Here is a 23860-nt window from a genome sequence, read left to right on the forward strand (position 1 = left end):
TCACTTCCTACTCGCAGTCGGCAAACTCCGGGCGATACCGCACCAGTCCCCGGCAATTCTCCAAGATCCCCGGCTTCAGTTCCAGCACTCGAAACGCGCCCTCGGGAACGGTGTACTCACACCGCAGTGCCCTCTCTTTGGCAGGAATGAAACCAAACCGAGCATAAAACTGCGGGTCGCCTAGCACAACCACTGCCCCGCTGCCGATCTGACGGCATTGCTCTATTCCCTGGCGAATGAGTTGTGTCCCAATGCCCTGGTGCTGGTGGTCTGGCAGCACAGCCACCGGCCCCAGGCCCAAAACCATTGGACTCTTCGTATCAACGTTCTCAAAGGTGACCGGGCTGAAAAAGATGTGGCCCACCATCGCATCCCTCACCACCGTCACCAGAGATAGCGTATGGGGCAACCCCCGCAGCCGATCGACCAGCTTGGCCTCATGCTCGCGACCAAAGGCGATCGCATTGACCTGGTAAACCGACTCAAGATCCGCTGGATGCTCAGCTCGAATCATCATTTCGCAGCGCGTGAGACGGGCTAGTGACTAGGGAGTCAAGAGTATGCAGCTAAAAACTTGTTCAAATCGACAAAGGTGCCAGCACGGGTGGTGATGGGCGCTTCGTAGCCTTTCAGCTCTACGGTAAAGTGCTTAAAGCAGGGGTCATCTACCCCAGATTGCAAGTATTTGTAGGTAGTTTCGCCAATGGCGATATCTAGGCCTAGGGATTTAGTCGCAGACTCTAGGCGAAAAGCTGCGTTGACAGTGTCGCCTAGGGCGGTGTAGTCGGGGCGATCGCCGCTGCCGGTGTTGCCAACCATGGCGTGGCCCGTGTTGATGCCAGCCCCAATGCGCAGAGGGAACGGCAGCGGAAACTGCTCGTGGAGCTGACTCGTCATTTCGGCCAGGGTGCTGACAGCCTGCAAAATCTTGATCATGCTGGCCTGGTCGGCCCCCTCGGGGCCATGAACCCATACCGTCATCACAGCATCACCGATGTATTTATCGACCCAGCTGCCGTATTGACCAATGATTTCTCCAGCGCGGCGAAACCAGGTGCCAATGGCTTCGGAGAGAATTTTTTCGTCAATCTGGCGGGTCAGTACGGTGAAGTCGCGAATGTCGACCACCATGACCGAAATTAGCTGGCGCACGTGGAGCATGGCCGTAGCGGTAGCATCCCCGTGGATTCCAGCCAGGGGCGCCTCTAACGCCACAGCGGCATCTTGAGGTGAGAAAAACCGCAGTTCGGTCTGACCAAAGGTGAGCAGATCGCCGTCGTGGAGAATGACCGGCACGCTGACCCGACGCCCGTTGACAAAGGTACCGTTGCGACTGCCCAGGTCGATTAGGTAAAACCGGCCGCTATCAGCATCCTGAAGCATGGCGTGGTTGCGCGATATCCACCGGTCAGGCAGCACAAAATTATTGTCGTCGCCCCGCCCTACTGTCCAGCAACTGCCACCCGCCAAGGAAAGCTGGCGATCGCCGGAGCCTGTTTTAAGCGCAAGGTAGGGGCCAGATGAAGTCACAGCGGTAAAGTTAGGGCACAAACTTAAAGACGATTGAGCGCGACTGCGCCAAAACTCAATCTGCGATCGCGGCAAACAATCTCAAACTATCCCTGAGCTCACCCTATTATGCCAGAGATGCAAACCCAGCACCCGCTCTAAGCTAGCGCCGCCGTCAGAAAAAATAACCCGTCAACGACAAGCGTGCTAAACACGGCTCCCCCAAAGGCCCACCAAGCAAGCTGACGCGAGGTGCTGAGGGCGATCGCCGTCGCCACGAGCAAAAACAGTACCAAAATCACGGCTCGACAGGCTGCCACATCCGTTTGCAGGGTCGCGCTAGCTGCTCGCAGCACCAAAGGTGCCGCATCTGGGCTGGTTAGCATCAGCTGTTGCCAGGTGGGAAACAAATGCATCCAGTTGATGTAGAGGTCTGTGACTGCCGTACCTAACAAAGACCCCAAGAAGAAATAGCTGCCCACTCGGCCCCAGCCTTGACATAGGCAAACCAGGGCGATCGGCAAGCCCAGAGCCTCAATCGGTAAATGAATAACCGGATCCCATCGAAACCAGCCCCAGTACAGCGAGCCGGTCAGCCAAATCCATCCAAAGCCCACAATCAAGTCACCCCAAAGGCTCCAGCGAGGACGCCGCATTAGCCACGCTCCCAGCACCAGCCACAGAGGGGTAATAGCCAGGCTCACCCAGGGAAAGTAGCGCACCAGGGGGGCCTGCACAAACACCGGCAGAATCACCAGGCCCAGCGCTGCCCCAAAGACCTTAATTTGAAGACCTGAACGTGCTATCCAGCCCTGGATGAGGGCCAGCCACGGCAACGTCTTATCGGAAGCAGAACTGTAGGAAAGGCTCAAAATAGGCTCAACGTAATTCTGAGTGTTTGATTAATCATTGTTAACATAACATGCCCCAGGGGGGGATAGGGGAGCTAGGCCAGAGATCAGACCAGTATTAAGGTTGTCTTCAGATTAAGGCTGCCCTCAAATTCACACTTAACCCAAGCAGGGGTTAAGTCTGGACGAAGAATCTAACTACCTCAGTTCCGGATACTCTGGTCGCTCCGTAGAATAGTCAACGTAAAGATAGTTGATGGAGACTACCTAAAATTAGGCAGCTGCCCATGAAAACAGTGTACTTATTTTAAGATTCTAGGGAAGTCTCCTAGGGAGGGGTCAGAGCAATGCAGAGCTCATCCCTATGGCCGGTGACCTGGCCATGGTAGAGACCGCCTAGGCCTCCCTGTCACCTTTAGCAGGTGCCTCTGGCTTGCAAAGCTATATCCATTACTATGGTTACCCCTTATGAATAGTGTGTTCCTTGGTCTAGTAGCTACGGTAGTCCAAGCGGGCAGCGGCGCGACCACGCCCCCCACGGAGACGATGAACCTGTTCCAAGCCATTGTGATTGGCATTGTGCAGGGGCTAACAGAATTTTTACCGATCAGCAGCACAGCCCACGTCAAGATGGTGCCTGTAGTGCTGGGCTGGGGAGACCCAGGGGTGGCGTTTACCGCAGTCATTCAGCTGGGCAGCATTGCAGCCATTCTTTACTACTTTTGGGATGACCTCCGCCAGGTGACGATGGGCATGGTCAAGGCCACAACGACTCGACAGTTTGATTCCTCAGAATTTCGCCTAGGGTTGGGTATTTTGCTGGGCACAATTCCTATTGTGGTGGGTGGACTCTTAATCAAAGCCTTCATTCCAGATTTTGATAATTCGCCCTTGCGCAGTGCCTCCACCATTGCCATGGTCTCTATTTTGATGGCCCTGATCCTAGCTGCTGCTGAGATTGTGGGCCGCCGCAAGCGCACCTTTGAGGCGCTCACCTTGAAGGATGGCGTGACTATGGGCTTTGCCCAGGCTCTAGCGCTGGTTCCCGGCGTATCGCGATCGGGGTCTACCCTAACTGCTGGCCTGTTTATGGGATTAGAGCGATCGACAGCGGCGCGGTTCTCCTTTTTGCTGGGGGTACCGGCTATTACGCTATCGGGGCTAGTAGAGCTGAAGGGGTTTCTAGACACTGGATTTGGGGCGGCTGGCCCGTTGCCGCTGCTCGGCGGCATCGTAGCGGCGGTGGTGTCGTCTTATCTAGCAATTTTTTGGCTAATTCGCTTTTTGAAGCAGCACAGCACCTGGGTGTTTGTGTGGTACCGTCTGGCCTTCGGAGCAGCCATTCTGCTGGCGTTGGCTACCGGAAAAATGCAAAACATCTAATATAGGAAAGCACATTTTGCTTCTCCAAGGCTTTCCTCAGCTATGGCTGCCTCGGCTATTCGCCCTGCTCGCATCACCCGGGTGATGCCCGATTCTATTGCAGACGAGATTGGTTTTGAGCCCGGCGATGCCCTAGTAGCCATCAATGGCCAGAAACCTCGCGACTTGATCGACTATCGCTTTCTCTGCGCTGACGAAGACCTCACCTTGGAGGTGCTAGATACTCGGGGCAAGACTCACCACGTTGACATCGAAAAAGAGATCGATGACGATCTGGGCCTAGAGTTTGACACAGCCCTCTTTGACGGGCTGATGCAGTGCAACAACGCCTGCCCCTTTTGCTTCATCGATCAGCAGCCCCCCGGCAAGCGCGGCACGCTTTACCTCAAAGATGACGACTACCGCCTCAGCTTTCTCTACGGCAGCTACTTGACCCTCACTAACCTGCTGCCCCAGGAGTGGGATCGCATTGCCCAGATGAGGCTATCGCCCCTGTATGTGTCGGTGCATGCTACAGAAGCGGAGGTGCGATCGCGCCTGCTCAAAAATTCCCGAGCTGGTCAAATTCTCGATCAGCTGGCCTGGTTCCGCGACCAGCGATTGCAGATTCATGCTCAGGTGGTGGTCTGTCCCGGCATCAACGATGGTGACCACTTGGACACCACCCTACGAGATTTAGCCCAGTTTCACGAGGGTGAAGTGCCTGCGGTAGCTTCGACAGCCGTAGTACCCGTGGGTCTCACCCGGTTTCGCCCTGCCGACGATGAGCTGACTCCGGTAACTCAGGCCCAGGCCCAGCAGGTGATTGCTCAGGTGCAAGCCTTCCAGCAGGATTGCCAGCGGCGGTTTGGCACAAATTTTGTCTGGCTGGCTGACGAGTGGTTTTTAATTGCCCAGCAAGAGGTGCCCGAGGAGAGCCACTATGAGGACTATCCCCAACTGGGCAACGGGGTAGGGTCGATTCGTCAGTTTCTCAAAGATTTTCAGCAGTCAGCTGAGGACTACTTGCCAGAGGCCGTCAGCCCACCGCGTACTTTGACTTGGGTAGTGGGCAATGCGGTGGAGCATGCCTTTCAACCCATCGTCGATCGCCTCAACACCGTCCAAGGTTTGACGGTTCGCCTAGCCGCCCTAGCCAGCGACTACTGGGGACGCGAGATGACAGTAACAGGCCTGCTGACCGGCCACGATCTGCTGCTGGGACTGCAGGATTCGCCTGACCAGCTACTGCGCTGGGATGAGGCTTCCAACCATCGCCCCCTAGGCGATGCCCTACTGCTGCCGACGGTCATGCTGAAGCCCAGCGATTCAGGCCAAGCCAGAGACACTCTGTTTTTAGACGACCTCAGCGTTGCCGAAATCAGCCAGCGCCTTGGTTGCCCAGTCATTCCTGTAGACGACACCGACGCTTTGGTGCAGGCCTGCTGCGGCGAGCTACCCGCCCACAGCTTCGCTGATTTGCAACCCGCCGTTGGCTATTGGACACCGTCGTGATTGTACTAAACCGTTTAGTTTGCTAAGCTGGTGACTGAAAATTTGTGGCTGATCTTCTCCCACGAGAGGATAGATCGGGCTTCGGCGGGTCTAACTTTGGTTAATGCCGATATGCTAAAAAACTGTGGCAGAAATTTTCGTTTTTCCCGTTGGTGACTCAATTTAGGTAGTGATAGCCCATGGTGTCTATGCTTTACTCTTATTGCCGTTGCCTCATACCGCTAAGCCTAGGCATTACCCTATCTAGCTGGTCCGCTGCGGGGTTAGCTAACTCTGAGCCTCGTCCCCTAGCCGACGAGAGCCCGGGAATAAGCATTACCCAGGCCGAAACCGAAGCCCTAGAGGCATCCCCAGCCGCTATTGAAGAAGATGTGCCTGCCCCCGAGGCAGGTGCACCAGGACTGGAACCCGGCGAAGAGGCCGTGCCTTTGGATGCTGACGAAAATACTACGCCCTCTTCCACAGTGCAGACTGGCCCTTTGATACCCCAGTCCGATCGCCCCACAGAGCAGGGTTTTGAGACCCCGCCCGACTACCTAACTCCCAACGCCAATCCTCTGCTGGTGCCGACTCAGCCCGAGGAGGTAGAAATCTTGGGTACCCAGCCGTTGTCATTGGAAACGGCCCTGGAACTGGCCTACCGCAACAGCGAAGAACTGCGGGTGGCGCAGCTGCGGCTGGAGCGCAACCAGGCAGGTTTGAGAGTTCAGCAAGCAGCGCGGCTGCCGACGGTAGATTTGGGAGCCAACGTGCAAACCGCTAACCAGTCGTCATCGGGCTCGGGGGGAACCTTTGACTCTACTAGCACCACCGCTGGCAGCACCCTCAGAACCGACTATGACCTGGGCCTGTCGGGGGAGCGATCGGCCCGCATTCGAGCGGCAGAACGTCAGGTGCGAGTCTCTGAGCTTCAGGTGGAACAAACCCGTGAAGATTTGCGGCTCAATACCACCACTGATTATTACGCGGTGCAGGAGGCGATCGAGCAAATTCGCATCAACCAAGCCTTTTTAGAGGCTGCCGAGCGTAATCTGCGCGATACCCAGCTGCGGGAAGAAGTCGGTGTAGGCACTCGATTTGACGTTTTGCAGGCGGAGGTGCAGGTGGCCAACGCGCGCCAAACCCTCACCCAGGCCATCAGCCAGCGACAGATTTCCCAGCGACAGCTGGCCCGACGGCTCAACATTCAGCCCTCGGTCGATCTAACGACCCTGGCCGTCAACATTGCCGGAGCCTGGCCGCTCTCACTAGAGGAAAGCATTGTGCTGGCCTTCCAAAACCGATCAGAGCTAGAGCAATTCTTAGTCGAGCGAGAGTTCAACGATGCTCAGCGTCAGGCTAGCCTGGCAGCGGTTCGCCCTAATCTAGGGGTATTTGCCCAGTACGGAGTCCAGAGCTTGCTGAGCTCATCGTCGGGGGCATCATCTAGCATCGACGACGGATTTTCCTTAGGAGCACAGTTCAACTGGCGGCTATTTGATGGCGGGGCTGCTCGAGCCAGCGCCGACCAGAGCGAAATCGACATTGAAACCGATGAGTCGGAGTTTGAGAGCGCCCGCAACGACATTCGGGTGCAGGTGGAAGAGGCCTACTACACCCTGGTGTCTAACCAGTCAAATATTGATACGGCTTCGGTAGCCGTCAACCAGGCTGAGGAAGCGCTAGAGCTGGCCAATCTGCGGTTCAATGCTGGGGTGGGCACGCAGCTAGAGGTAATCAATGCCATTCGAGATTTGACTGAAGCCCAGGGCAACTTGGTGACCGCAGTGCTCGAATACAACCGCGCTTTAGCCCGTCTAGAACGAGCCGTAAGCAATCTAGACACCCCGGCCGACGATACTCCAGAAACTGTTCAAGAGTAGGTACTGGGTGATGCTGGCGATGATCTTTTGCTATGGCTGATCTTTACCTTGATGCCGACTGCTATCAAGCCATAGTTGAGGCGGCTGTCGCTGGCTACCCCAAGGAATGCTGTGGGCTGCTAGTGGGCCGGCGTAGGTCTGGGGAAGAGTCGCCCGGCGAGGTCGCTCGCACTGTGGTTGAGGTTGTCACCTTAAACAATGCCTGGGATCCGTCGCTGCTGGACTATACCGACCCCACAGGCGATGGGGCCCACAGTCTGCGCGATCGCTACTGGATCGACCCCGCTGATATGTTGGCCGTACAGCGATCGACACGGGAACGAGGGTTAGAGATTATTGGCGTGTTTCACTCTCACCCCGACCATGTAGCGGTGCCGTCGGAGTGCGATCGCACCCTTGCCTGGCCCGTCTATTCCTACATCATTGTTTCGGTGATGGCAGGGCAAGTTGCCGACTTCAAAAGCTGGCAGCTCAATGACCAAAACCAGTTCGAGCCCGAGCCTGTGAAAATGATTGGATCATCTGCCAACAAAGCTTCATTCTTGTCCTAAGCTTAAATGATGTAAAAAACGGTCGTGCCCCAGACCGTTTTTTGTTTTTACCGCCACAGTTTCTCTGCCGAGGCCATGCTCAACCCAAACCTGGACGACATTCAGCTCACCAAAGAGGAGTACGAGCGCTACTCCCGCCACATCATTCTGCCGGAGGTGGGTCTCGATGGGCAGAAGAAGCTCAAGGCCGCTAGTGTGCTCTGCGTGGGCACCGGAGGATTAGGTTCACCCCTGCTGCTGTATCTGGCCGCCGCTGGCATTGGCCGCATCGGCATTGTCGACTTTGACACCGTCGATCAGTCGAACCTCCACCGCCAGGTGATCCACAGCGAGTCGTGGGTGGGCAAACCCAAAATTGAGTCGGCCAAAAGCCGCATTCTTGAAATCAACCCTCACTGCCAGGTTGACCTCTACGAAACCCGTCTCAGCGCCGAGAATGCCCTGGGCATCTTTGAACCCTACGACGTGGTAGTTGACGGCACCGACAACTTTCCCACCCGCTACCTAGTCAACGACGCCTGCGTGCTGCTGGGCAAGCCCAACGTCTACGGCTCCATCTTTCGCTTTGAGGGCCAGGCCACAGTCTTTAACTACCAGGATGGTCCCAACTATCGCGACCTCTACCCCGAACCGCCGCCGCCGGGGCTGGTGCCCTCCTGTGCGGAGGGTGGCGTGCTGGGCGTACTGCCCGGCATCATTGGCGTCATTCAGGCCAACGAAACCATTAAGGTGATTTTGGGCACGGGCAGAACGCTCAGCGGCCGCCTGCTGCTCTACAATGCCCTCGAGATGACCTTTAGAGAGCTGAAGCTACGGCCCAATCCCGTCCGCCCAGTGATCGACAAGTTGATCGACTACGAAGAGTTCTGCGGCATTCCTCAAGCGCGTATGGAGGCAGAGAAAGAGTTGGCTGAAATCTCCGAAATGACCGTTACTGAGCTGAAGCAGGTGCTCGACAGCGGGGCCGACGACGTAGTGCTGCTCGACGTGCGCAACCCCAACGAGTACGAAATTGCCCGCATCCCTGGCTCGGTGCTGGTGCCTCTGCCCGATATCGAGAACGGCGACGGGGTTGATAAGGTCAAGAGCCTAGTCAACGGCCATCGCCTGATTGTGCACTGCAAAATGGGCGGACGATCGGCCAAAGCTCTAGGCCTTCTCAAGCAGCACGGCATTGAGGGCACCAATGTGAAAGGCGGCATCACCGCCTGGAGCAAAGAGGTAGACGCCTCAGTTCCCGAATACTAAGCTGCTCACGTTAGCCAAATGCCCCGGGGGAATTTTTCTCCGGGGCATTTCTGTTGATTCGTTCTATTCCAGAGTTGTTATCATCGGGAACGGGTTCCTTGGGAGGCAGGATAGATGATGCGGTTTAAACGTAGTCTTGGGGGTGCGATCGCTCCGAAAATGGGGTCTTCGGCGATCGCCATAAAGAGCGGATCTCTAGCTCTCGCTGCCCTCGTCCTCACCGCCCATCCCGGCTGGGCACTGCCAGGGCAAACGGTGAACCTAACCGAGTCGTGGATTCGCAACAACCCTACCCTCAAGCCTACCCCCAGCGATCGCTTAGCGATCAATCGCCTGGTTGCCCCTGGGCAGCGGTTCACCTTCCAGGCGTCTGTGTTTCCGATCAGTGGCGTATCGCCCAATCAAGACCCTCGCCAGATTCGCTCTGAGCGCTTTAGTTTGTCCGACCACGCCAACCCTATTACCGTTGACCGGCTCGATGAGTCGTTGCGGGCTATCTACGGGCAGGAGATTTTCAACGATTATCGCCAAGCAACGGTGCTGCTACGCTACCCGGCTCGAGGCAGCAGGACCAATCTTACTGACAACCCCAACCTGGTACTGCGGGGTGAAGTGCGGCAGGGAGAGCGCTTTGCCTACTGGCAGGAAATTGCCTACGATCGCGCCGGCACCGCCTATTTAGGCCGCATGGCCGTTTTCGTTAAAGAAGACCTGCCCACTTTACAAACTCAGCTGGCTCCCTACGGGGAATGAGCTTACGTGTGCAGCCAAGTGACCACCAAGGGCAGCATCGCAACCATCAGCCAAGCCAATTTGACCTGACGTTGTTCAGAAACTTTGGCCACGGGGTCTGGGGTTACCAGAGCGTTGACGCGCTGCTCCAGGCGAGTGAGCGACAAAGCCTGATTGAAGCCCACTCCGGTCTCAAGCCAGTGCTCTGAAGACTGTGAATAGGTGACCAGGGCCATCTGTCGAGCAAATTTTACTAGCAGCTCTGCCAACACAAGGGGATCACTGGTGTTGGCAGCCTGGCGATCGGCACGCAGCTCTCGCAGCAGCAGCAGTTCTTCCCACAGCGCTTCGGTGTTGGGTAGCCAGCCGGTGAAGCGCCGCACAACACCTAACCAGAAAAACCAGAACGGGTCACGATGATCAGCGTGGGCCTGTTCGTGGGCTAACATGGCCTGCTGTTCGATCGCCGTCAGCTGCTCTAGCCAACCCCGACTAACCAGCAATGACGATCGCCACAGCCCGACCTGAGCTGCCAGCGGTAGGTCGATGGGCAAACAGCGGGCCTGCTCTCCTTGGGGAAGCGAGACCATGGCGTACTGGCGCAGCCCCCAGGCGGTATGCGTCGCTCGACCTAGCGAGTAGGCTAGGATGCCAGTGGCAAAGGACAATATCCCAAGGCTAACCCAGCACCCTACTGGGCTGACCACCTGACCCATCATGGTGCCGTGGTGGCCCATGGAAAGCACCGCCGCCGCGGCCAGCATAATCATCAGTGGCGGCAGGCAAAAGGCGCTGAGGGCAGACTCCCAGCGGACTAGCCAAGGGCCATCGCACTGTCGCCATCGCCACCGCCAAACTGCGGCCACCACAATCGTGAGCACCAGTAGACTGCTGTGCATTACGCATCCTCCCCTTGGGTCTGGGTATGGCGCAGGGCGCGTAGACGGGCGGCGATCGCATCTATCTTGTCCAGCTCAGCGACATCTAGGCTATCGGCAAAGGCGGCCACTAGATCGGGGCTACCCACCGCCAAAAAGCTTTGGAGTTGCTGGTGAGCAGTCAGCAGTTCAGCCTCTTGCTGCGAAACTATAGGCTGCCAACGGAAAGCACGACGGGGTTTTTCTGGCTGCACGGCCTCGCGCCGCAGCCAGCCTTTCTTAGCTAAGCGTTGAAGCACCGTCGTCACCGAAGCCTGGGTCAGGTCGCGATCGGGGTCGGACAGAATGTGGTCGTGAATATCTTTGACGGTGGCTCCGTTTTTTTCCCAAACGATGGCCAGAATCTCAGCCTCTAGGGGGCCTAGGGAAAGATGTCGGGGGCGATGGCGCGGAAGGGGAGACATGGGTGGATGGTTGGGGAGGATAAGCCCCAGTTTAGGGGAAGCGGGAGGCACTGCCCAAAGCGCGGGTTTGTATTCTGTAATAGTCGACCAGCTATCTTCCGACTACGCCTGATCCCAAGGCCAACCTCATTTGCACTACTACATCTTGATCCTGCTTATCAAGCGACAAGTTCTCGCCCTGTCCCTAGGGTAAACGCGAGATAGGCACAACTTTACGCTCTCTCAATTACCGTCTTTAACACCCAATCTCGCAGTAGGCTATTGACTTGGTCGGGAACCTCATCGTGGGGGCAGTGACCGGCCTGTAGGTAGTGTTCTGTCAGTCTGGGGTAGTGCTGACGGAACTGCGCCCCCTTCACGCGACAGTTCATCCAGGGGTCGCCTTCGCCCCAGAGCATGAGCAGGGGGCAGCTCATTTTTTGCAGCAGCACGTCTACGTTCTCGCCCTGGCGCGACTTGAAGACCGAAGCGAACACTCTGGGGGCACCGGGATCAAGGGCGGGGCGGCGAATGTCTTCGACTAGTTGGTCGGTAATGACCGATTTATCGAGATAGACCTGCTCCAGGGTGCGCCGAATGATGGCAGGCTGGCGCACATACTGAAACAGCACCCAGCTCGGCAGCGGCTGCAGCATGAGCGATTGAATCAGCTTTGCGATCGGGTTTGGCGCTGGGGGAGGGGTTTGAGCGGGGGAAGAAAATGGGCCAGCGCTATTCAACAGCACCAGTCCAACAGCTGACTCAGGATGGTTGGCTGCCACACAGAGGGAGGCATAGCCGCCGAGGGAATTGCCTGCCAGCACTACCGGACGACCGATCACCTCAGTGATGAAATCGTGGAGCTGCGCCTGCCACAGGTCACCGCTGTACTGCCAGTCGGGCTTGGCCGATCGCCCAAACCCCAGCAGGTCGATCGCCCACACCTGAAAGTCGGCCTGTAGGCCCTGAATATTTTTGCGCCAGTGGTCGGTAGACGCACCAAAACCATGCACCAGCAGTAGGGGAGGGCGATCGCTATGGGCATCTCCGGCCACCACGTAGTGAATGGCCTGGTCACGCCAGGTCCAGTAGGTGCTGGGGGGATTGTTGAGGGGCTGAGGGGCAAAGACGGTAGCGGTCATGGTGGCTTCAGGGGATCAGCTTGTAAACATATATTAATTATGATGGTAGCGAATCTGAGCCGCCCCAACCCTAATGGTGACAAACGGGCGAATACCAGGCATTGTTGCAGAGGAATGCGTTAAGCCTGGTGCCATGGCTGCCCTATCTCGCCCTCGCCGATCGACTAACGGCCGCGAATTTTCTAAACACGATGCCCGTCGTTTAAGGCGACGCTGGTTTGAGCGGATTATGGCGACGATGGCTCTGCTCAACCTAGTGCTAGTGATTGGCGACTTGAGCTACATTCCCCTGCGGGATCTGTACTTGCGATTGCTGCCGGGCTTGACAACCTGGTATGGCGAAACCTTCAAAGGCATTGAGCCCCACCGCTTCACGGCCAACTACCTCGACACGGTTGACGCCCTTGAGGAGCAGGTATCCCAAACCGGGCTGACCTCAGCTCAAGCGCAGTCGATCTTGAGCGATTTGCAGCAGCAGAGCAGAGCGATGATTTCGGAGAATCCATTTCAAATTGCCAATCGCTCGGGCAATCTGGAGCAGATTAAAAACGAGATGCGCGATCGCATCGGGTTAGAATCCGCCACCGAATCCATGACCGAGTTTTGGAGCGTCGACCACCTCAGCGAAGCTGGATTTTCTGACGAGATGGCCTTCTTTAGAAGCGAAGTGCAGCCTCTGGTCGAAACCAACTTTTTTCGGCGCATTGCTGTCCACGGCGGCTTTGTAAACCAGTTTTGGCTTATCGACATCTGGTTCAACCTGCTGTTTGGCTTAGAGCTACTGGCTCGTAGCGTTTACCTCGATCGCCGCTACAAAAATTTCACCTGGCGCGATGCGATTTTGTGGCGCTGGTACGACATTCTGCTGATCATTCCTTTCAGCGCCCTGCGATTGCCCTGGCTGGCCCTAGCGCGCCTGATTCCAGTCACCATTCGCATCAACCAGTCAAACTTAATCAACTTAGAGCCCATTCAAAGCCGCATTAGCCGCTTTGTCATCAGCCAGGTTGCCGTCGAAATTACCGAAATTGTGGTGCTGCGCATTATTGACCAAATGCAGTCGCTGGTGCGCGATGGCAGCGTGGCCAAAACGCTACTAGCCCCTAAGCCACAGCGCTACATCGATGTCGGTGACGTCAATGAATTAGAGGTGATTTCCCAGCGGCTGGCTGCGCTCACGGTCTACAACGTGCTGCCCCAGGTCAAGCCCGAAGTAGATGCCCTGCTCAAGCACACCGTTACCCAAGCCTTCGATCGCACCCCCGGCTACCAGGGGTTTCGCCAGCTGCCCGGCATCGGCGACCTCCCCGATCAACTGACCGAACAGGTTGTTTCTCAGCTTTCGGCCAACCTCTACGATGCAATGAAGGGGGCTTTAGAAGACAAATCTGGCGGCGATCTGACCCAAGCCCTCGTGCAAAAGCTCGGCGAAACCTTCAGAGCTCAGCTCAAAGAGAACGAGAACGTTGAAGAGATCGAAGCTCTAGTCGTAGATTTTCTCGAAGAATTTAAGCTCAACTACGTCAAACGCCTAGCAACTGCGGATGTCGATCGCCTAATCGAAGAGCGCTACCAGCTCTACAACGTTTCCCAGGGCAACCTCAAAGGCGATCGCTGATATAGCCTTTGCAACCCGCTTCATCTACCCAGAGCCTATCTTCCCTAGGGTAGACGGTCCGAGCGCCTATCTATTCCTCTTACCTCTCCACCTGGGTAGAGGGAGATGCACTGTGGCCATTGTTACATTTGACACAGCTGACAAGGGCATCTACAGATAAGAACACCTATCTAAATCGTCTATTAACTTGGAGTTCAATACTATTATGGCTACTCGCAATACCAATCCTCGTAACCGAGATTTCGACACATCAATCAATGCTCGACCAGCAACGCCGGACGAAGTTGCCTACCGCGATGGCTATGTCAGTGGTAAGTCGACCGAGCAGCTAGAGCAGGAGCGCCGCCGGACCGAGGAAGCCAGAATTTATGAAGAAAACGCCAGGCTACGGGCCGATAACGGAATCTCTACCGGTCTCATTCTAGGTATGGTACTAGCCGCTGTAGCCGCTATAGTTGGTGCGGTCGCCTACGTCTACAGTGACGCCAACGACGGCAGAATAATTCCTGTCCCTCAAGCCCCGGCACCCGAAGCCCCAGCTCCAGAACCAACTAACGAGACCACCATCATCGAGCGCACTATCGAGCGCACCCAAGAAGCTGTGCCTGTCCCTACCGCCCCCGCGCCCAGCGCCCCCGCTCCCGCTGTCCAGCCCCCCGACATCAACGTTGAGCTGAACAATCCTGTCGCACCGGCTCCTAGCGAAGCCCCCGAAGCTCCCAGCGCGGCTCCCGAAGGCCAAGCCCAGCCTGAAGCTGAGTCCAATCAACCGGCGACCCAAGATACTGAGCCCCAATAGCTGCACTAAACTTGGCCTCTTGACCGGCCAAGCCCAAGGCATTCGAAGAGAAGTCACTATTAGTTGCGACTTGCACAAGCTAAGGAGAACTGTCTATGACGGTTCTCCTTTTTGCTGTGGTGAGAATTTCAAGGCTGCAGCTATGGCGGAGTGAAATTCATTGAGACCGTTGCCCATGAGGTTCTAGAGCCAGAACCCTAGGGGCGAACAGCTATAGACTCCGAGCTGATCTAAGCGTTAAGAGTCAGCGAATACGTAGCGAGTCAGCACCCGCATTGATTCCCGCTGGCGATCGGTTGGAATAGGTTTGCTCCACTCGATTGAGTCGGAGAAACCCACATGGCTCATTTCTGAAATCACTCGATTTACGGCTGTGGGGCGGCCAATCACAAGAATGCGAACTTTGTCGCGATGGTCGGAAGCCGGCCCTTTGGGCTGCTCATCTCCCGAAGAAGACGTAGCCTCATGCTCTGACGAGGCGCTAGCATACAAAAAAGTTTTAGGCATAGTGGGTTATGGGACAGGGAGTTCAACATACATCTGCGGTGACGACTCAGGCAGCGATCAAGACGTTGAATACCCAGTTAGGAAATGGCTAAAGCCGTATTCCCAAGGCATGGAGGTACACCTATCCCCAGCGTATTCACAGTAATAGCTAACGGTATTTCTCATCAGTGAATTTACGGAGACTTTAAAATTGGCGAAGGCGGCTTTCGGGTCGAATTAGGCCAATAACTCTTTCTAAAGATGAAATCTGCTCTGAAGCTAGCGGTGGCCCTGAGCTTGTGGCCTCATCAGAGCTTTGCAAGAGCTGGCGGAGTAGGGCGTTTACCTGCCTGGCGTCAATCTTTCGACTTATCTGCTAGGATGTAGCTTCGTCCAGCCATCCGGTCTGCGCTGGCCAACAGAATTTGCTTAGCAGCCGTTCTTTTGATTAAATTCACTGCTCTTATGACTGGGCCCAGGTACTTGATTTGGGATAGGGGCACCATTCGGAGCAAAAAACTAAATGACATTTGAGCAACTCGGTCTTGCGGCCGGTCTACTGCGCGCGGTTGCCGATCAGGGTTACACAGAACCCACGCCGATTCAGCTAAAGGCAATCCCTGCAATTTTAGACGGGCAAGACATTTTAGCCAGCGCCCAAACGGGTACAGGCAAAACCGCAGGCTTTACTCTGCCTATGTTGCAGCGGTTAGCCGAAAACAAGAGCACAGGGCGACGCCTGCCTCGCGCACTGATTCTCACTCCTACCCGTGAGCTGGCCGCTCAGGTGGGCGACAGTGTAACGACCTACGGTAAGCACCTGCCCTTTAGAGCAGCCATGATCTACGGCGGCGTTAGCTTTGGCGGCCAAATTCGCCAGCTGCGCCAGGGCGTCGATATTTTGATTGCCACCCCGGGCCGTCTACTTGACCACGTCAGCCAGGGCACCATTGACCTCAGTGCAGTGGAGATTTTGGTGCTGGATGAGTGCGATCGCATGCTCGATATGGGCTTCATCCACGACATTCGCAAAATCATGGGTCGCCTGCCCGACGAGCGCCAGACGCTGATGTTCTCGGCCACCTTCTCTAAGCCCATTCAGCAGCTGGCTCACACGTTGCTGAAGTCGCCGGTGCAGATCGAGGTTGCTCAGCGCAACACCACCGCCGAGCGGGTCGAACAGGTTGTCCATCCCGTCGATCGCCACCGCAAGCGGGAATTGCTGTCCCACATAATTGGCTTTCACAACTGGCAGCAGGTGTTGGTGTTTACCCGCACCAAGCACGGTGCCAACCGTCTAGCTGAGCAGCTGGCCAAAGACGGCCTTAAAACTGCCGCCATCCACGGCAACAAGACTCAAGCGGCTCGCGCCCGTGCCCTGAAAGATTTCAAACAGGGTCGAGTGCGGGTGCTGGTGGCCACCGACGTAGCCTCCCGCGGCATTGACATCGATCAGCTGCCCTACGTGGTCAACTTTGAGATGCCCAATGTGCCCGAAGACTATGTGCACCGCATTGGCCGCACCGGCCGGGCGGGCAACGAGGGTCGTGCTGTGTCGCTCATTAGTGATGATGAGCTACCCCTGCTGATCAGCATTGAGCGCATGCTCAAGCAGACAATCACCCAAGACATAGTGGCTGGCTACGAGCCGTCCTTTTCCTCTGATACGACTAGGGTTAAAGCTGCCGCGGCTCCGGCTAGCCCTCGTCGCCAACGTCCCCGTCGCCGCAGTGGTGGCAGCAGCCCTAGCGCGCCCCGCCGAGCTGGTGCTGGTGCCAGAGGCTAATTGACCTTGCCTGGGGACGAATCAAACCTTTCCTGGCAAGCTAAACCGCACTGACTAAGATCCCCTTTGCCTTTTCATTGAGAAAGCAGAGGGGATTTTTGATGACAAGCAGATTAGAGGACGCACGGGGCGATCGCATCTTTTCCCCAAGCCAAGTTCGAACTCAATAGGGCGTTGTTGAATTGAGGAATGAACTTAAACTCCTATGTTATGCTGTCGCGCTTTAGGGCGTAGGCCATAAGCGTGGCGTGGGTGCCGCGTTCCTCCTGATCGAGGGGGCGGCGCTGGGTATACGTCCCGTCAGAGGACATCTCCCAGGCCTGGCGGTTATCGGCCTGTAAAATATCGAGAATGTTTTGCAGCTCCTTGATTAACTTCGGGTCTTCAATCGGTACGACCGCCTCCACTCGGCGATCGAGGTTACGGGTCATCCAATCGGCGCTGCCGATGTAGTACTCGGGCTGTCCACTGTTGTGGAAGCAGAAAATGCGGGAGTGCTCTAAAAACCGACCAATGACGCTAATCACGCGAATGTTCTCGCTGACGCCAGGCATACCGGGTCGCAAACAGCAGGTGCCGCGCACAATTAAGTCAATTTCCACCCCTACCTGGGAGGCTTCGTAAAGCAGCCTAATAATGCGACCATCAACCAGGGAATTCATCTTGGCGACGATTTTGCCCTGGCCGCCGCTCTGGGCATGATCGATCTCGCGGCGAATTAGGTCTTCCATGCGATCGCGCAGCGTCAGCGGTGCCACCAGCAGCTTGCGGTAAGCCTTCTGGCGCGAGTAGCCGGTGAGAAAGTTGAACAAATCGCTGAGGTCAGCCCCCAACTCCTCCTGACCGCTAAACAAACTGAGGTCAGTGTAGAGCCTCGAAGTTTTGGAGTTGTAGTTGCCGGTGCCAATATGCACATAGCGGCGAATGTTGTCGCCCTCTTCGCGCACTACCAGGGTAGTTTTAGTGTGGGTTTTAAGCCCCACAATGCCGTAGACCACGTGCACCCCGGCGTCTTCCAGCTTTTTAGCCCACTCTATATTGTTGGCCTCATCGAAGCGAGCCTTGAGTTCGACCAGAGCCACCACCTGCTTACGATTTTCTGCCGCTGTGATTAGCGCTTTGATAATGGGTGAGTCACCGGATGTGCGATAGAGCGTTATTTTGATGGTCAGCACCTTGGGGTCGACGGACGCCTGGGTGATAAACTCCTGCACCGAGGCTCGAAACGACTCGTAGGGGTGGTGCACCAAGATATCGCCATCTCGTAAGGCGGCAAAGAAATTGGGCGGGTGTTCAGAATAGTTTCGGTTGCCCTCGTCGTCGAGCATCATCACCGGCTTGAGCCGCGGGGGGACTAGGGGCGTCCAAGGTTTATCTTTGAGCTCCGGCAAGGGCAGCGATAGAAAGAAGAATAGATCTCTCAGATTCAATAGGCCGTCAATTTCATAGATGCGATCGCTGCCTACCCCTAGCTCGCGCATTAATCCTTCTTTTAGATCAGCGGGCATAGTGCTTTCGATCTCAACCCGACAGATAAAACCCTCTAGTCGCCGCTTGCTGATTTCTTTTGCGATCGCCAGCAGCAAGTCATCGGCTTCATCCTCCAGCACTGGAAAGTCGGCATCACGGGTAATTCTAAATAGGTGATGGCTGACAATCGTCATGCCCGGAAACAGATAACCCAAATTTTCGGCAATCACCTGCTCCAGGGGCACTCCAATCCAGACGCAGGGTTTGCCCTTATAGGTGCACAGCGGCTCAGGCATCCCCACAAACCGAGGCAGGTTACTGGGCACTTTAACGCGGGCAAAGCGCTCCACCCCGGTTTCAGGATCGGTGACCTTGACCGCCAGGTTCAAGCTCAGGTTCGACATGCGCGGAAATGGGTGCGACGGGTCCACGCTAAGCGGCGTCAGCACCGGAAAGATCCGCTTCTCAAAGTAGTCTTTCAGAAAAAAGAGCTGCTCCTGGGTGAGGTCGTGATAGTTTCGCAGATAAACCCCGTGCTTGGTCAAAGCCGGTCGCAGCTCGTGCTCAAAGGTTTGGTTCTGTAGCGCGATCTTTTCAAGCAGGTGCGATCGCATAATCTCCAGCTGCTTGACCGGCGTTACCTTGTCCGGCGTCTCAGGATGCACACCCGCCTCAGCCTGCTCCATCACGCCTGAGATGCGCACCATAAAAAACTCGTCCAAGTTGTCGCTGTAGATCGCCAAAAGCTTTAGCCGCTCCAGCAGAGGAGTGCGAGGGTCAAGGGCCTCGTGAAGTACCCGCTCATTAAACCCCAGCCAGCTGATCTCGCGGTTGATGTAGTACTGCGGGGCACTCAAATCAGCGCTCTGGTCGGCCACCTTCACTTTAGCCATGGCTTTCCTTACCCCCCCAAGATTGTTGTCAGGGCATTTTAGCGATGCAACCTAATGGTTTGGTTAAGGCGCAGCGCTGCACCAGCCATAGAAACCTCGTAGCAACCCAGTCGTGTCTTAACCAAACCAACCCAAGGTTCAGATAAAGTCAGTGCGATCGTCGTAGGCGGTAACGCTCTAGTGATACTCTGAATGATGGCGCTTTAGAATGTAACAGTTAATTAAAAGCGACCGAAACAGCTGATCATACGGAATAGGCGCAAGCATGGTCACCACAGCAGAACAAACCAACGTTGGCTACATTACTCAAGTTATTGGCCCAGTTGTAGACATTAAGTTTACGGCTGGTGAAATGCCAAAGATCTACAACGCTCTCAAAATTCAGGGCACAAACCCCGCTGGCAACGAAGTTGCCGTTACCTGCGAAGTGCAGCAGCTCCTGGGCGATTCCCAGGTGCGGGCCGTTTCGATGAGCACCACCGACGGTCTAGTGCGGGGCATGAAAGTTGTCGATACTGGCCTTCCCATTAGCGTGCCCGTAGGCGCTGCTACCCTGGGCCGAATTTTCAACGTGCTGGGTGAGCCCGTAGACGAAAAAGGGCCTGTCAATGTTGACACCACTTCCCCTATTCACCGCTCTGCTCCTAAATTCACCGAGCTAGAGACTCAGCCCACGGTGTTTGAAACCGGCATCAAGGTGATTGACCTGCTGGCTCCCTACCGTCGCGGCGGCAAAGTCGGTCTGTTTGGCGGTGCGGGCGTGGGTAAAACCGTATTGATTCAAGAACTGATCAACAACATCGCTAAAGAGCACGGTGGTGTTTCAGTGTTTGGCGGCGTCGGCGAGCGCACTCGCGAAGGCAACGACCTCTACAACGAATTCATCGAGTCCGGTGTGATCAACGCCGACGACCTGGGCAAGTCTAAGGTAGCCCTAGTCTACGGCCAGATGAACGAGCCCCCCGGGGCACGTATGCGTGTAGCGCTATCGGCTCTGACCATGGCCGAGTACTTCCGCGACGTCAACAAGCAGGACGTGCTGCTGTTCATCGACAACATCTTCCGGTTTGTGCAAGCTGGTTCTGAAGTATCTGCACTGCTGGGCCGGATGCCCTCCGCTGTAGGCTACCAGCCCACCCTGGGCACCGACATGGGTGACCTGCAAGAGCGGATTACCTCTACTCTAGAGGGCTCTATCACCTCCATTCAGGCCGTGTACGTGCCAGCGGACGACCTCACCGACCCCGCTCCGGCAACGACCTTTGCCCACCTAGACGCCACTACCGTGCTGTCTCGGGCCTTGGCTTCTAAGGGTATCTACCCAGCTGTGGATCCCCTCGACTCTGCTTCCACCATGCTGCAGCCCAGCGTTGTGGGCGAAGAGCACTACAGAACCGCTCGTGCCGTGCAGTCCACCCTCCAGCGCTATAAAGAGCTTCAGGACATCATCGCCATTCTTGGTCTAGATGAACTCTCTGAAGATGACCGTCTGGTGGTAGCCCGCGCCCGCAAGATCGAGCGCTTCCTTTCCCAGCCCTTCTTTGTGGCTGAGGTGTTTACCGGTGCCCCTGGTAAGTACGTTTCTCTGGAAGACAACATCAAAGCCTTCAACCAGATTCTCTCTGGCGAGCTAGATGATATTCCTGAGCAGTGCTTCTACCTCAAGGGCGGCATCGAAGAAGTGCTCGAAGCTGCCGAAAAGATCAAGGCTGAGAAATAGCTTCTGCTGTTGGGGGCTTGGCGTAGTTCTGGCCCCCAACATCCTGTCATAATCCCTATTGCATTCTTGCTATGGCATTAACCGTTCGTGTGATTGCCCCAGACAAAACCGTCTGGGACTCTGAGGCAGAAGAGGTCATTCTGCCCAGCACCACTGGTCAGCTGGGCATTTTAGCTGGCCATGCGCCCCTCCTCACCGCCCTCGACATCGGGGTGATGCGGGTGAGAGCTGATAAAGAGTGGGTGCCCATCGCGCTGATGGGTGGTTTTGCTGAAGTTGACAGCAACGAAGTGATTATTCTGGTTAACGGCGCCGAGCGGGGCGATGCCATCGATCTCGCCCAGGCCCAAACCGCTTATCAGGAAGCTGAGGCTCGTCTGAATGAGGTTAACTCAGAAGATAAGTCGGCCACGATGCAGGCTCGTCAGGGCCTCAAGCGCGCCAGAGCTAAGCTTCAAGCAGCTGGCGGACTCAAGTAGCCCGTTGGCAACAATCACTCATTCACATTCAAAAGCCCACCGGTTGCTCAACCGGTGGGCTTTTGAATGAGTTCATAACTTCAGTGGAGGTTTAGCAGCGAGGGATATTCTAAACCGAAGCTCCTAGCCAGAATTTGATTCCTAGCTGAACGCTGATCAAACCATCACGAACTACCGGTAAAGGTAATTTCGGGAAAGCGATCCTGGGCCTCGGTCAGGGGCTTGCCCTTACCTTCTTCCTGCCAATAGTTAATGATTTCGGTAGCCTGGTTGAGAATTTCAACCCGCTCCTCCTCTTCGATCCAGGGCTTGCTCTCAAGCTCTGTTTTCATTTGTTCCCAGGCATCGTTACGGGGCCAGAAGAAATAAGAGGTGAGCGGGCTAGTGCCCTTGCCTACCACCTGATCAACCGCCAGCGCAACGTCGCCTTCTAGCCAGAGTACTTTTAGGACAAATCTGGACAAGTAAACCTCCGCTGCAATTCCAAAAATACTACAGTCTATAATTCTATCACCTTGCTTCCCTGCTCTCTACCCTAAGTCTGCATTCTATGACCTCTTTGGCTGCCCCTCGGGCGATCGCGGTGTTTGATATTGACGGCGTACTGCGGGATGTAAGCAATTCTTATCGCCGCGCCCTGGCCGATACTGTAGAAAAGTTTACCGGTGGTCAATATCGACCTACATCGGAGGATATTGACGAATTGAAAGGCGAGGGACAGTGGAATAATGACTGGGAAGGCTCCCAAGAGCTGGTCTATCGCTATTTTGAGCGTCGGGGCAAGGGTCGAGATGCGATCGCTCTCGATTACGACCAGATTGTCGAGTTCTTTCAGCAGCGCTACCGGGGGCCTAACCTCGAAGATCCTAACCAATGGACCGGCTACATTACCCAGGAGCCGCTGCTGGTGGATGCGGCTTACTTTAATGGGCTGACGCGCGATCGCATTCCCTGGGGATTTTTTAGCGGGGCTACCCAGGGGTCGGCTCGCTTTGTGCTGGAGCGGCGTCTGGGACTGAGCAATCCGGTGCTCATAGCTATGGAAGATGCCCCTGGTAAGCCTGACCCCACCGGGCTGCTAGCCGTGGCAGAGCACCTGACCGAGCTGCACGGGCTCCCCGCTGACCTGCCTGTGATCTACGCTGGCGATACCGTCGCCGATATGCAGACCGTTGTGCAGGCCCAGGCCAACTATGCCCAGCGGAAGTGGCTAGGGGTGGGGATTCTGCCGCCCCATGTGGTAGCGGGGGCCGCCTCCTACCGCGATGCCTACCGCGATGCCCTCAAAAAGGCTGGGGCTAACGAAGTGGTTAGCAGCATCACAGAGCTAACGGCCAGCGTTATTCATGCACTGGAGTGCTAAAGAAAACGGGAGGTGAGATGTCTCACCTCCCGACTACCATCAGGGTGTATGCCAAAAACTAACCCAGCGGTTCTATTCACCGGGGCCAGCCAAACTACGCGGCGGTGGCCTTGCGGCGGCGCAGGGTGGTAAACCCACCGATACCTAGGGCCGCGATGCCGAGCAGGGCAGAGGGCTCAGGAACGTCCTCAGCGGGAGGTGCCCCATGCTGAATGCCGCGCACTGCGAAGATCACGTCGTTGTAGTCGCGATCGCCGCCGCCGACAATATCCTCAAATCCCAGGATGATCCAGTCTTGGTGCTGGAAGGCAACCACGTGCTGTAGCCCGTTGGGGTTAGCCGCAGCGTCGGTGCCTAGCATCGTGTTGCCGCCGTTTTTGCCGTTCGACTTAATCATAAAGTCGAGCTGAGTAGCACCGACGAACGCCCCGAGGCTAGCACCTTGGCCTAGGGCCAGGGGACCATTGCTCTCGCTCAGTTTGCTATCGCGAGACGAAATGTCATCGAAGATTTTGCCACTGCCGGTCAGGCCGCCGTTGGCATCGGTAGCGGTGTAGAAGAGCTGGTTGCGGTAGCCCGCGCCTTCGTTGATGAAGTAGACCTCAACCGGGTCAACCCCATTCCAAAACAGCTTGCTGGTATCGAGCTCATACTGGGCCAGAAAGCCTTGAGATAGGGCGTTGGCCTCGTTATTGATGAGTTTTTTGAGCTCCTCTAGGCTGGTAGAGGGCTTGGTAATGTTGAGGCTCTTGAGGTTGTCAAACCCGAGGTCAGTGGAAAACTGATCGGGGGTGAGGCCGGCAGCAGGTAGCTGAGCCTGGGCCGGAGCTGTGGCCATGACGCTGACACACACTGCGGCCGCCGCGAGTCCGGCTTCTAAAAGGTGACGGTTGATGAACATCTCCTGGTACCTGGCTAAAAGGTGGATGGGTTACATAGAACACCTGCCCCTAAGGGAGGATCTGGGGGCAAGCAGACTACATCGCAGTGGCGAGTTAGGCTGCCCTAGGGCCAGTGATAGTTGCACGGCTTGGGTCTAATCTATCTGGCTACTGTGGGAAGAGCCTGAGTAGATCCCCTGGACGTCAGATAAAGATTCAGTAATTCGAGTGGGATCAGGTCATAAAAATTGCCAAAAACACTGAGGCCATTG

22 protein-coding genes are annotated in these 23860 nt (G+C 56.0%); 12 read left to right on the top strand and 10 right to left on the bottom strand.

Features of this window, described 5'->3' with window-relative positions:
- Positions 1–7: 7 nt before the first annotated feature.
- From NC979_RS13955 to NC979_RS13965, 3 genes are all read right to left on the bottom strand, one after another.
- Positions 8–517 (bottom strand): GNAT family N-acetyltransferase, encoded by a 510-nt coding sequence (locus tag NC979_RS13955; protein ID WP_190514973.1) that lies wholly within the window; start codon positions 515–517, stop codon positions 8–10.
- 35 nt (positions 518–552) lie between these two features.
- Positions 553–1530 (bottom strand): FHA domain-containing protein, encoded by a 978-nt coding sequence (locus NC979_RS13960; protein ID WP_190514974.1) that lies wholly within the window; start codon positions 1528–1530, stop codon positions 553–555.
- A gap of 137 nt (positions 1531–1667) precedes the next feature.
- Positions 1668–2381, bottom strand: coding sequence for a DUF3120 domain-containing protein (locus NC979_RS13965; protein WP_242023852.1), 714 nt, complete (start codon positions 2379–2381; stop codon positions 1668–1670).
- A gap of 447 nt (positions 2382–2828) precedes the next feature.
- Between NC979_RS13965 and NC979_RS13970 the strand changes: the two genes are divergently transcribed.
- The 6 genes from NC979_RS13970 (at position 2829) to NC979_RS13995 (ending at position 9651) form a co-directional block, all read left to right on the top strand.
- Positions 2829–3743 (top strand): undecaprenyl-diphosphate phosphatase, encoded by a 915-nt coding sequence (locus tag NC979_RS13970; RefSeq protein WP_190514975.1) that lies wholly within the window; start codon positions 2829–2831, stop codon positions 3741–3743.
- A gap of 42 nt (positions 3744–3785) precedes the next feature.
- Positions 3786–5237, top strand: a complete 1452-nt coding sequence (locus NC979_RS13975; protein ID WP_190514976.1) for a TIGR03279 family radical SAM protein — start codon at positions 3786–3788, stop codon at positions 5235–5237.
- Between the two features lie 179 nt (positions 5238–5416).
- Positions 5417–7099, top strand: a complete 1683-nt coding sequence (locus tag NC979_RS13980; protein ID WP_206755236.1) for a TolC family protein — start codon at positions 5417–5419, stop codon at positions 7097–7099.
- Between the two features lie 32 nt (positions 7100–7131).
- Positions 7132–7650, top strand: a complete 519-nt coding sequence (locus NC979_RS13985) for a M67 family metallopeptidase (RefSeq protein WP_190514978.1) — start codon at positions 7132–7134, stop codon at positions 7648–7650.
- Between the two features lie 75 nt (positions 7651–7725).
- The gene (gene moeB / locus NC979_RS13990) at positions 7726–8898 is read left to right on the top strand and encodes a molybdopterin-synthase adenylyltransferase MoeB (RefSeq protein ID WP_190515610.1); all 1173 of its coding nucleotides are present in this window, start codon (positions 7726–7728) and stop codon (positions 8896–8898) included.
- Between the two features lie 117 nt (positions 8899–9015).
- Positions 9016–9651, top strand: a complete 636-nt coding sequence (locus tag NC979_RS13995) for a hypothetical protein (RefSeq protein WP_348253723.1) — start codon at positions 9016–9018, stop codon at positions 9649–9651.
- A 2-nt stretch (positions 9652–9653) separates the two neighbouring features.
- On the opposite strand, the gene NC979_RS14000 is transcribed toward NC979_RS13995, so the two are convergent.
- From NC979_RS14000 to NC979_RS14010, 3 genes are all read right to left on the bottom strand, one after another.
- Entirely contained in the window at positions 9654–10529 is an 876-nt protein-coding gene (locus NC979_RS14000) for a M56 family metallopeptidase (protein ID WP_190514980.1), read from the bottom strand.
- Positions 10529–10972 carry a BlaI/MecI/CopY family transcriptional regulator gene (locus tag NC979_RS14005; RefSeq protein WP_190514981.1) on the bottom strand — a complete coding sequence of 148 codons (444 nt, stop codon included), beginning with the start codon at positions 10970–10972 and terminating at the stop codon, positions 10529–10531. Before NC979_RS14005 ends, NC979_RS14000 begins: the two co-directional genes overlap by 1 nt.
- A 212-nt stretch (positions 10973–11184) precedes the next feature.
- Positions 11185–12093: an alpha/beta fold hydrolase gene (locus NC979_RS14010; protein WP_190514982.1), complete on the bottom strand. Its 909-nt coding sequence runs from the start codon at positions 12091–12093 to the stop codon at positions 11185–11187.
- Between the two features lie 133 nt (positions 12094–12226).
- Here NC979_RS14010 and NC979_RS14015 point away from each other — a divergent pair, with 133 nt between their 5' ends.
- The gene (locus tag NC979_RS14015; RefSeq protein ID WP_190514983.1) at positions 12227–13711 is read left to right on the top strand and encodes a hypothetical protein; all 1485 of its coding nucleotides are present in this window, start codon (positions 12227–12229) and stop codon (positions 13709–13711) included.
- 205 nt (positions 13712–13916) lie between these two features.
- A complete protein-coding gene (locus NC979_RS14020) occupies positions 13917–14510 on the top strand; it encodes a hypothetical protein (RefSeq protein ID WP_190514984.1) in 594 nt (197 codons plus the stop codon).
- Between the two features lie 237 nt (positions 14511–14747).
- On the opposite strand, the gene NC979_RS14025 is transcribed toward NC979_RS14020, so the two are convergent.
- Positions 14748–15017 carry a hypothetical protein gene (locus NC979_RS14025; RefSeq protein WP_190514985.1) on the bottom strand — a complete coding sequence of 90 codons (270 nt, stop codon included), beginning with the start codon at positions 15015–15017 and terminating at the stop codon, positions 14748–14750.
- A gap of 502 nt (positions 15018–15519) precedes the next feature.
- On the opposite strand from NC979_RS14025, the gene NC979_RS14030 reads away from it, so the two are divergent.
- Positions 15520–16782, top strand: a complete 1263-nt coding sequence (locus tag NC979_RS14030; protein WP_190514986.1) for a DEAD/DEAH box helicase — start codon at positions 15520–15522, stop codon at positions 16780–16782.
- A 203-nt stretch (positions 16783–16985) separates the two neighbouring features.
- Here the strand turns inward: NC979_RS14030 and ppk1 are convergent, their stop codons facing one another.
- Positions 16986–19145 (bottom strand): polyphosphate kinase 1, encoded by a 2160-nt coding sequence (ppk1, locus tag NC979_RS14035; protein WP_190514987.1) that lies wholly within the window; start codon positions 19143–19145, stop codon positions 16986–16988.
- Between the two features lie 265 nt (positions 19146–19410).
- Here ppk1 and atpD point away from each other — a divergent pair, with 265 nt between their 5' ends.
- A complete protein-coding gene (atpD, locus tag NC979_RS14040) occupies positions 19411–20865 on the top strand; it encodes a F0F1 ATP synthase subunit beta (RefSeq protein ID WP_190514988.1) in 1455 nt (484 codons plus the stop codon).
- A 71-nt stretch (positions 20866–20936) separates the two neighbouring features.
- A complete protein-coding gene (gene atpC / locus NC979_RS14045; RefSeq protein WP_190514989.1) occupies positions 20937–21344 on the top strand; it encodes an ATP synthase F1 subunit epsilon in 408 nt (135 codons plus the stop codon).
- A 164-nt stretch (positions 21345–21508) separates the two neighbouring features.
- Here the strand turns inward: atpC and NC979_RS14050 are convergent, their stop codons facing one another.
- Complete coding sequence (locus tag NC979_RS14050; protein ID WP_431191071.1) at positions 21509–21850, bottom strand: 30S ribosomal protein PSRP-3; 342 nt, start codon at positions 21848–21850, stop codon at positions 21509–21511.
- A gap of 44 nt (positions 21851–21894) precedes the next feature.
- Here NC979_RS14050 and NC979_RS14055 point away from each other — a divergent pair, with 44 nt between their 5' ends.
- Positions 21895–22707 (top strand): TIGR01548 family HAD-type hydrolase, encoded by an 813-nt coding sequence (locus NC979_RS14055; RefSeq protein WP_190514990.1) that lies wholly within the window; start codon positions 21895–21897, stop codon positions 22705–22707.
- Positions 22708–22801: 94 nt separating this feature from the next.
- On the opposite strand, the gene NC979_RS14060 is transcribed toward NC979_RS14055, so the two are convergent.
- Positions 22802–23608: a DUF4114 domain-containing protein gene (locus NC979_RS14060; protein ID WP_190514991.1), complete on the bottom strand. Its 807-nt coding sequence runs from the start codon at positions 23606–23608 to the stop codon at positions 22802–22804.
- Positions 23609–23860: the final 252 nt, after the last annotated feature.

It is taken from the genome of Leptolyngbya subtilissima AS-A7, assembly GCF_039962255.1.
Taxonomy (GTDB): Bacteria; Cyanobacteriota; Cyanobacteriia; order Phormidesmidales; family Phormidesmidaceae; genus Nodosilinea.

Coding starts and splice junctions, on each gene's coding strand:
- NC979_RS14015 (WP_190514983.1), top strand. CDS start 12,227: ATGGCTGCCCTATCTCGCCCTCGCCGATCGACTAACGGCCGCGAATTT.
- atpD (WP_190514988.1), top strand. CDS start 19,411: ATGGTCACCACAGCAGAACAAACCAACGTTGGCTACATTACTCAAGTT.
- NC979_RS13955 (WP_190514973.1), bottom strand. CDS start 517: ATGATGATTCGAGCTGAGCATCCAGCGGATCTTGAGTCGGTTTACCAG.
- NC979_RS13970 (WP_190514975.1), top strand. CDS start 2,829: ATGAATAGTGTGTTCCTTGGTCTAGTAGCTACGGTAGTCCAAGCGGGC.
- NC979_RS14020 (WP_190514984.1), top strand. CDS start 13,917: ATGGCTACTCGCAATACCAATCCTCGTAACCGAGATTTCGACACATCA.
- ppk1 (WP_190514987.1), bottom strand. CDS start 19,145: ATGGCTAAAGTGAAGGTGGCCGACCAGAGCGCTGATTTGAGTGCCCCG.
- moeB (WP_190515610.1), top strand. CDS start 7,726: ATGCTCAACCCAAACCTGGACGACATTCAGCTCACCAAAGAGGAGTAC.
- NC979_RS13985 (WP_190514978.1), top strand. CDS start 7,132: ATGGCTGATCTTTACCTTGATGCCGACTGCTATCAAGCCATAGTTGAG.
- NC979_RS14010 (WP_190514982.1), bottom strand. CDS start 12,093: ATGACCGCTACCGTCTTTGCCCCTCAGCCCCTCAACAATCCCCCCAGC.
- NC979_RS14030 (WP_190514986.1), top strand. CDS start 15,520: ATGACATTTGAGCAACTCGGTCTTGCGGCCGGTCTACTGCGCGCGGTT.
- NC979_RS13975 (WP_190514976.1), top strand. CDS start 3,786: ATGGCTGCCTCGGCTATTCGCCCTGCTCGCATCACCCGGGTGATGCCC.
- NC979_RS14060 (WP_190514991.1), bottom strand. CDS start 23,608: ATGTTCATCAACCGTCACCTTTTAGAAGCCGGACTCGCGGCGGCCGCA.
- NC979_RS14025 (WP_190514985.1), bottom strand. CDS start 15,017: ATGCCTAAAACTTTTTTGTATGCTAGCGCCTCGTCAGAGCATGAGGCT.
- NC979_RS13995 (WP_348253723.1), top strand. CDS start 9,016: ATGCGGTTTAAACGTAGTCTTGGGGGTGCGATCGCTCCGAAAATGGGG.
- NC979_RS14000 (WP_190514980.1), bottom strand. CDS start 10,529: ATGCACAGCAGTCTACTGGTGCTCACGATTGTGGTGGCCGCAGTTTGG.
- atpC (WP_190514989.1), top strand. CDS start 20,937: ATGGCATTAACCGTTCGTGTGATTGCCCCAGACAAAACCGTCTGGGAC.
- NC979_RS13980 (WP_206755236.1), top strand. CDS start 5,417: ATGGTGTCTATGCTTTACTCTTATTGCCGTTGCCTCATACCGCTAAGC.
- NC979_RS14055 (WP_190514990.1), top strand. CDS start 21,895: ATGACCTCTTTGGCTGCCCCTCGGGCGATCGCGGTGTTTGATATTGAC.
- NC979_RS14005 (WP_190514981.1), bottom strand. CDS start 10,972: ATGTCTCCCCTTCCGCGCCATCGCCCCCGACATCTTTCCCTAGGCCCC.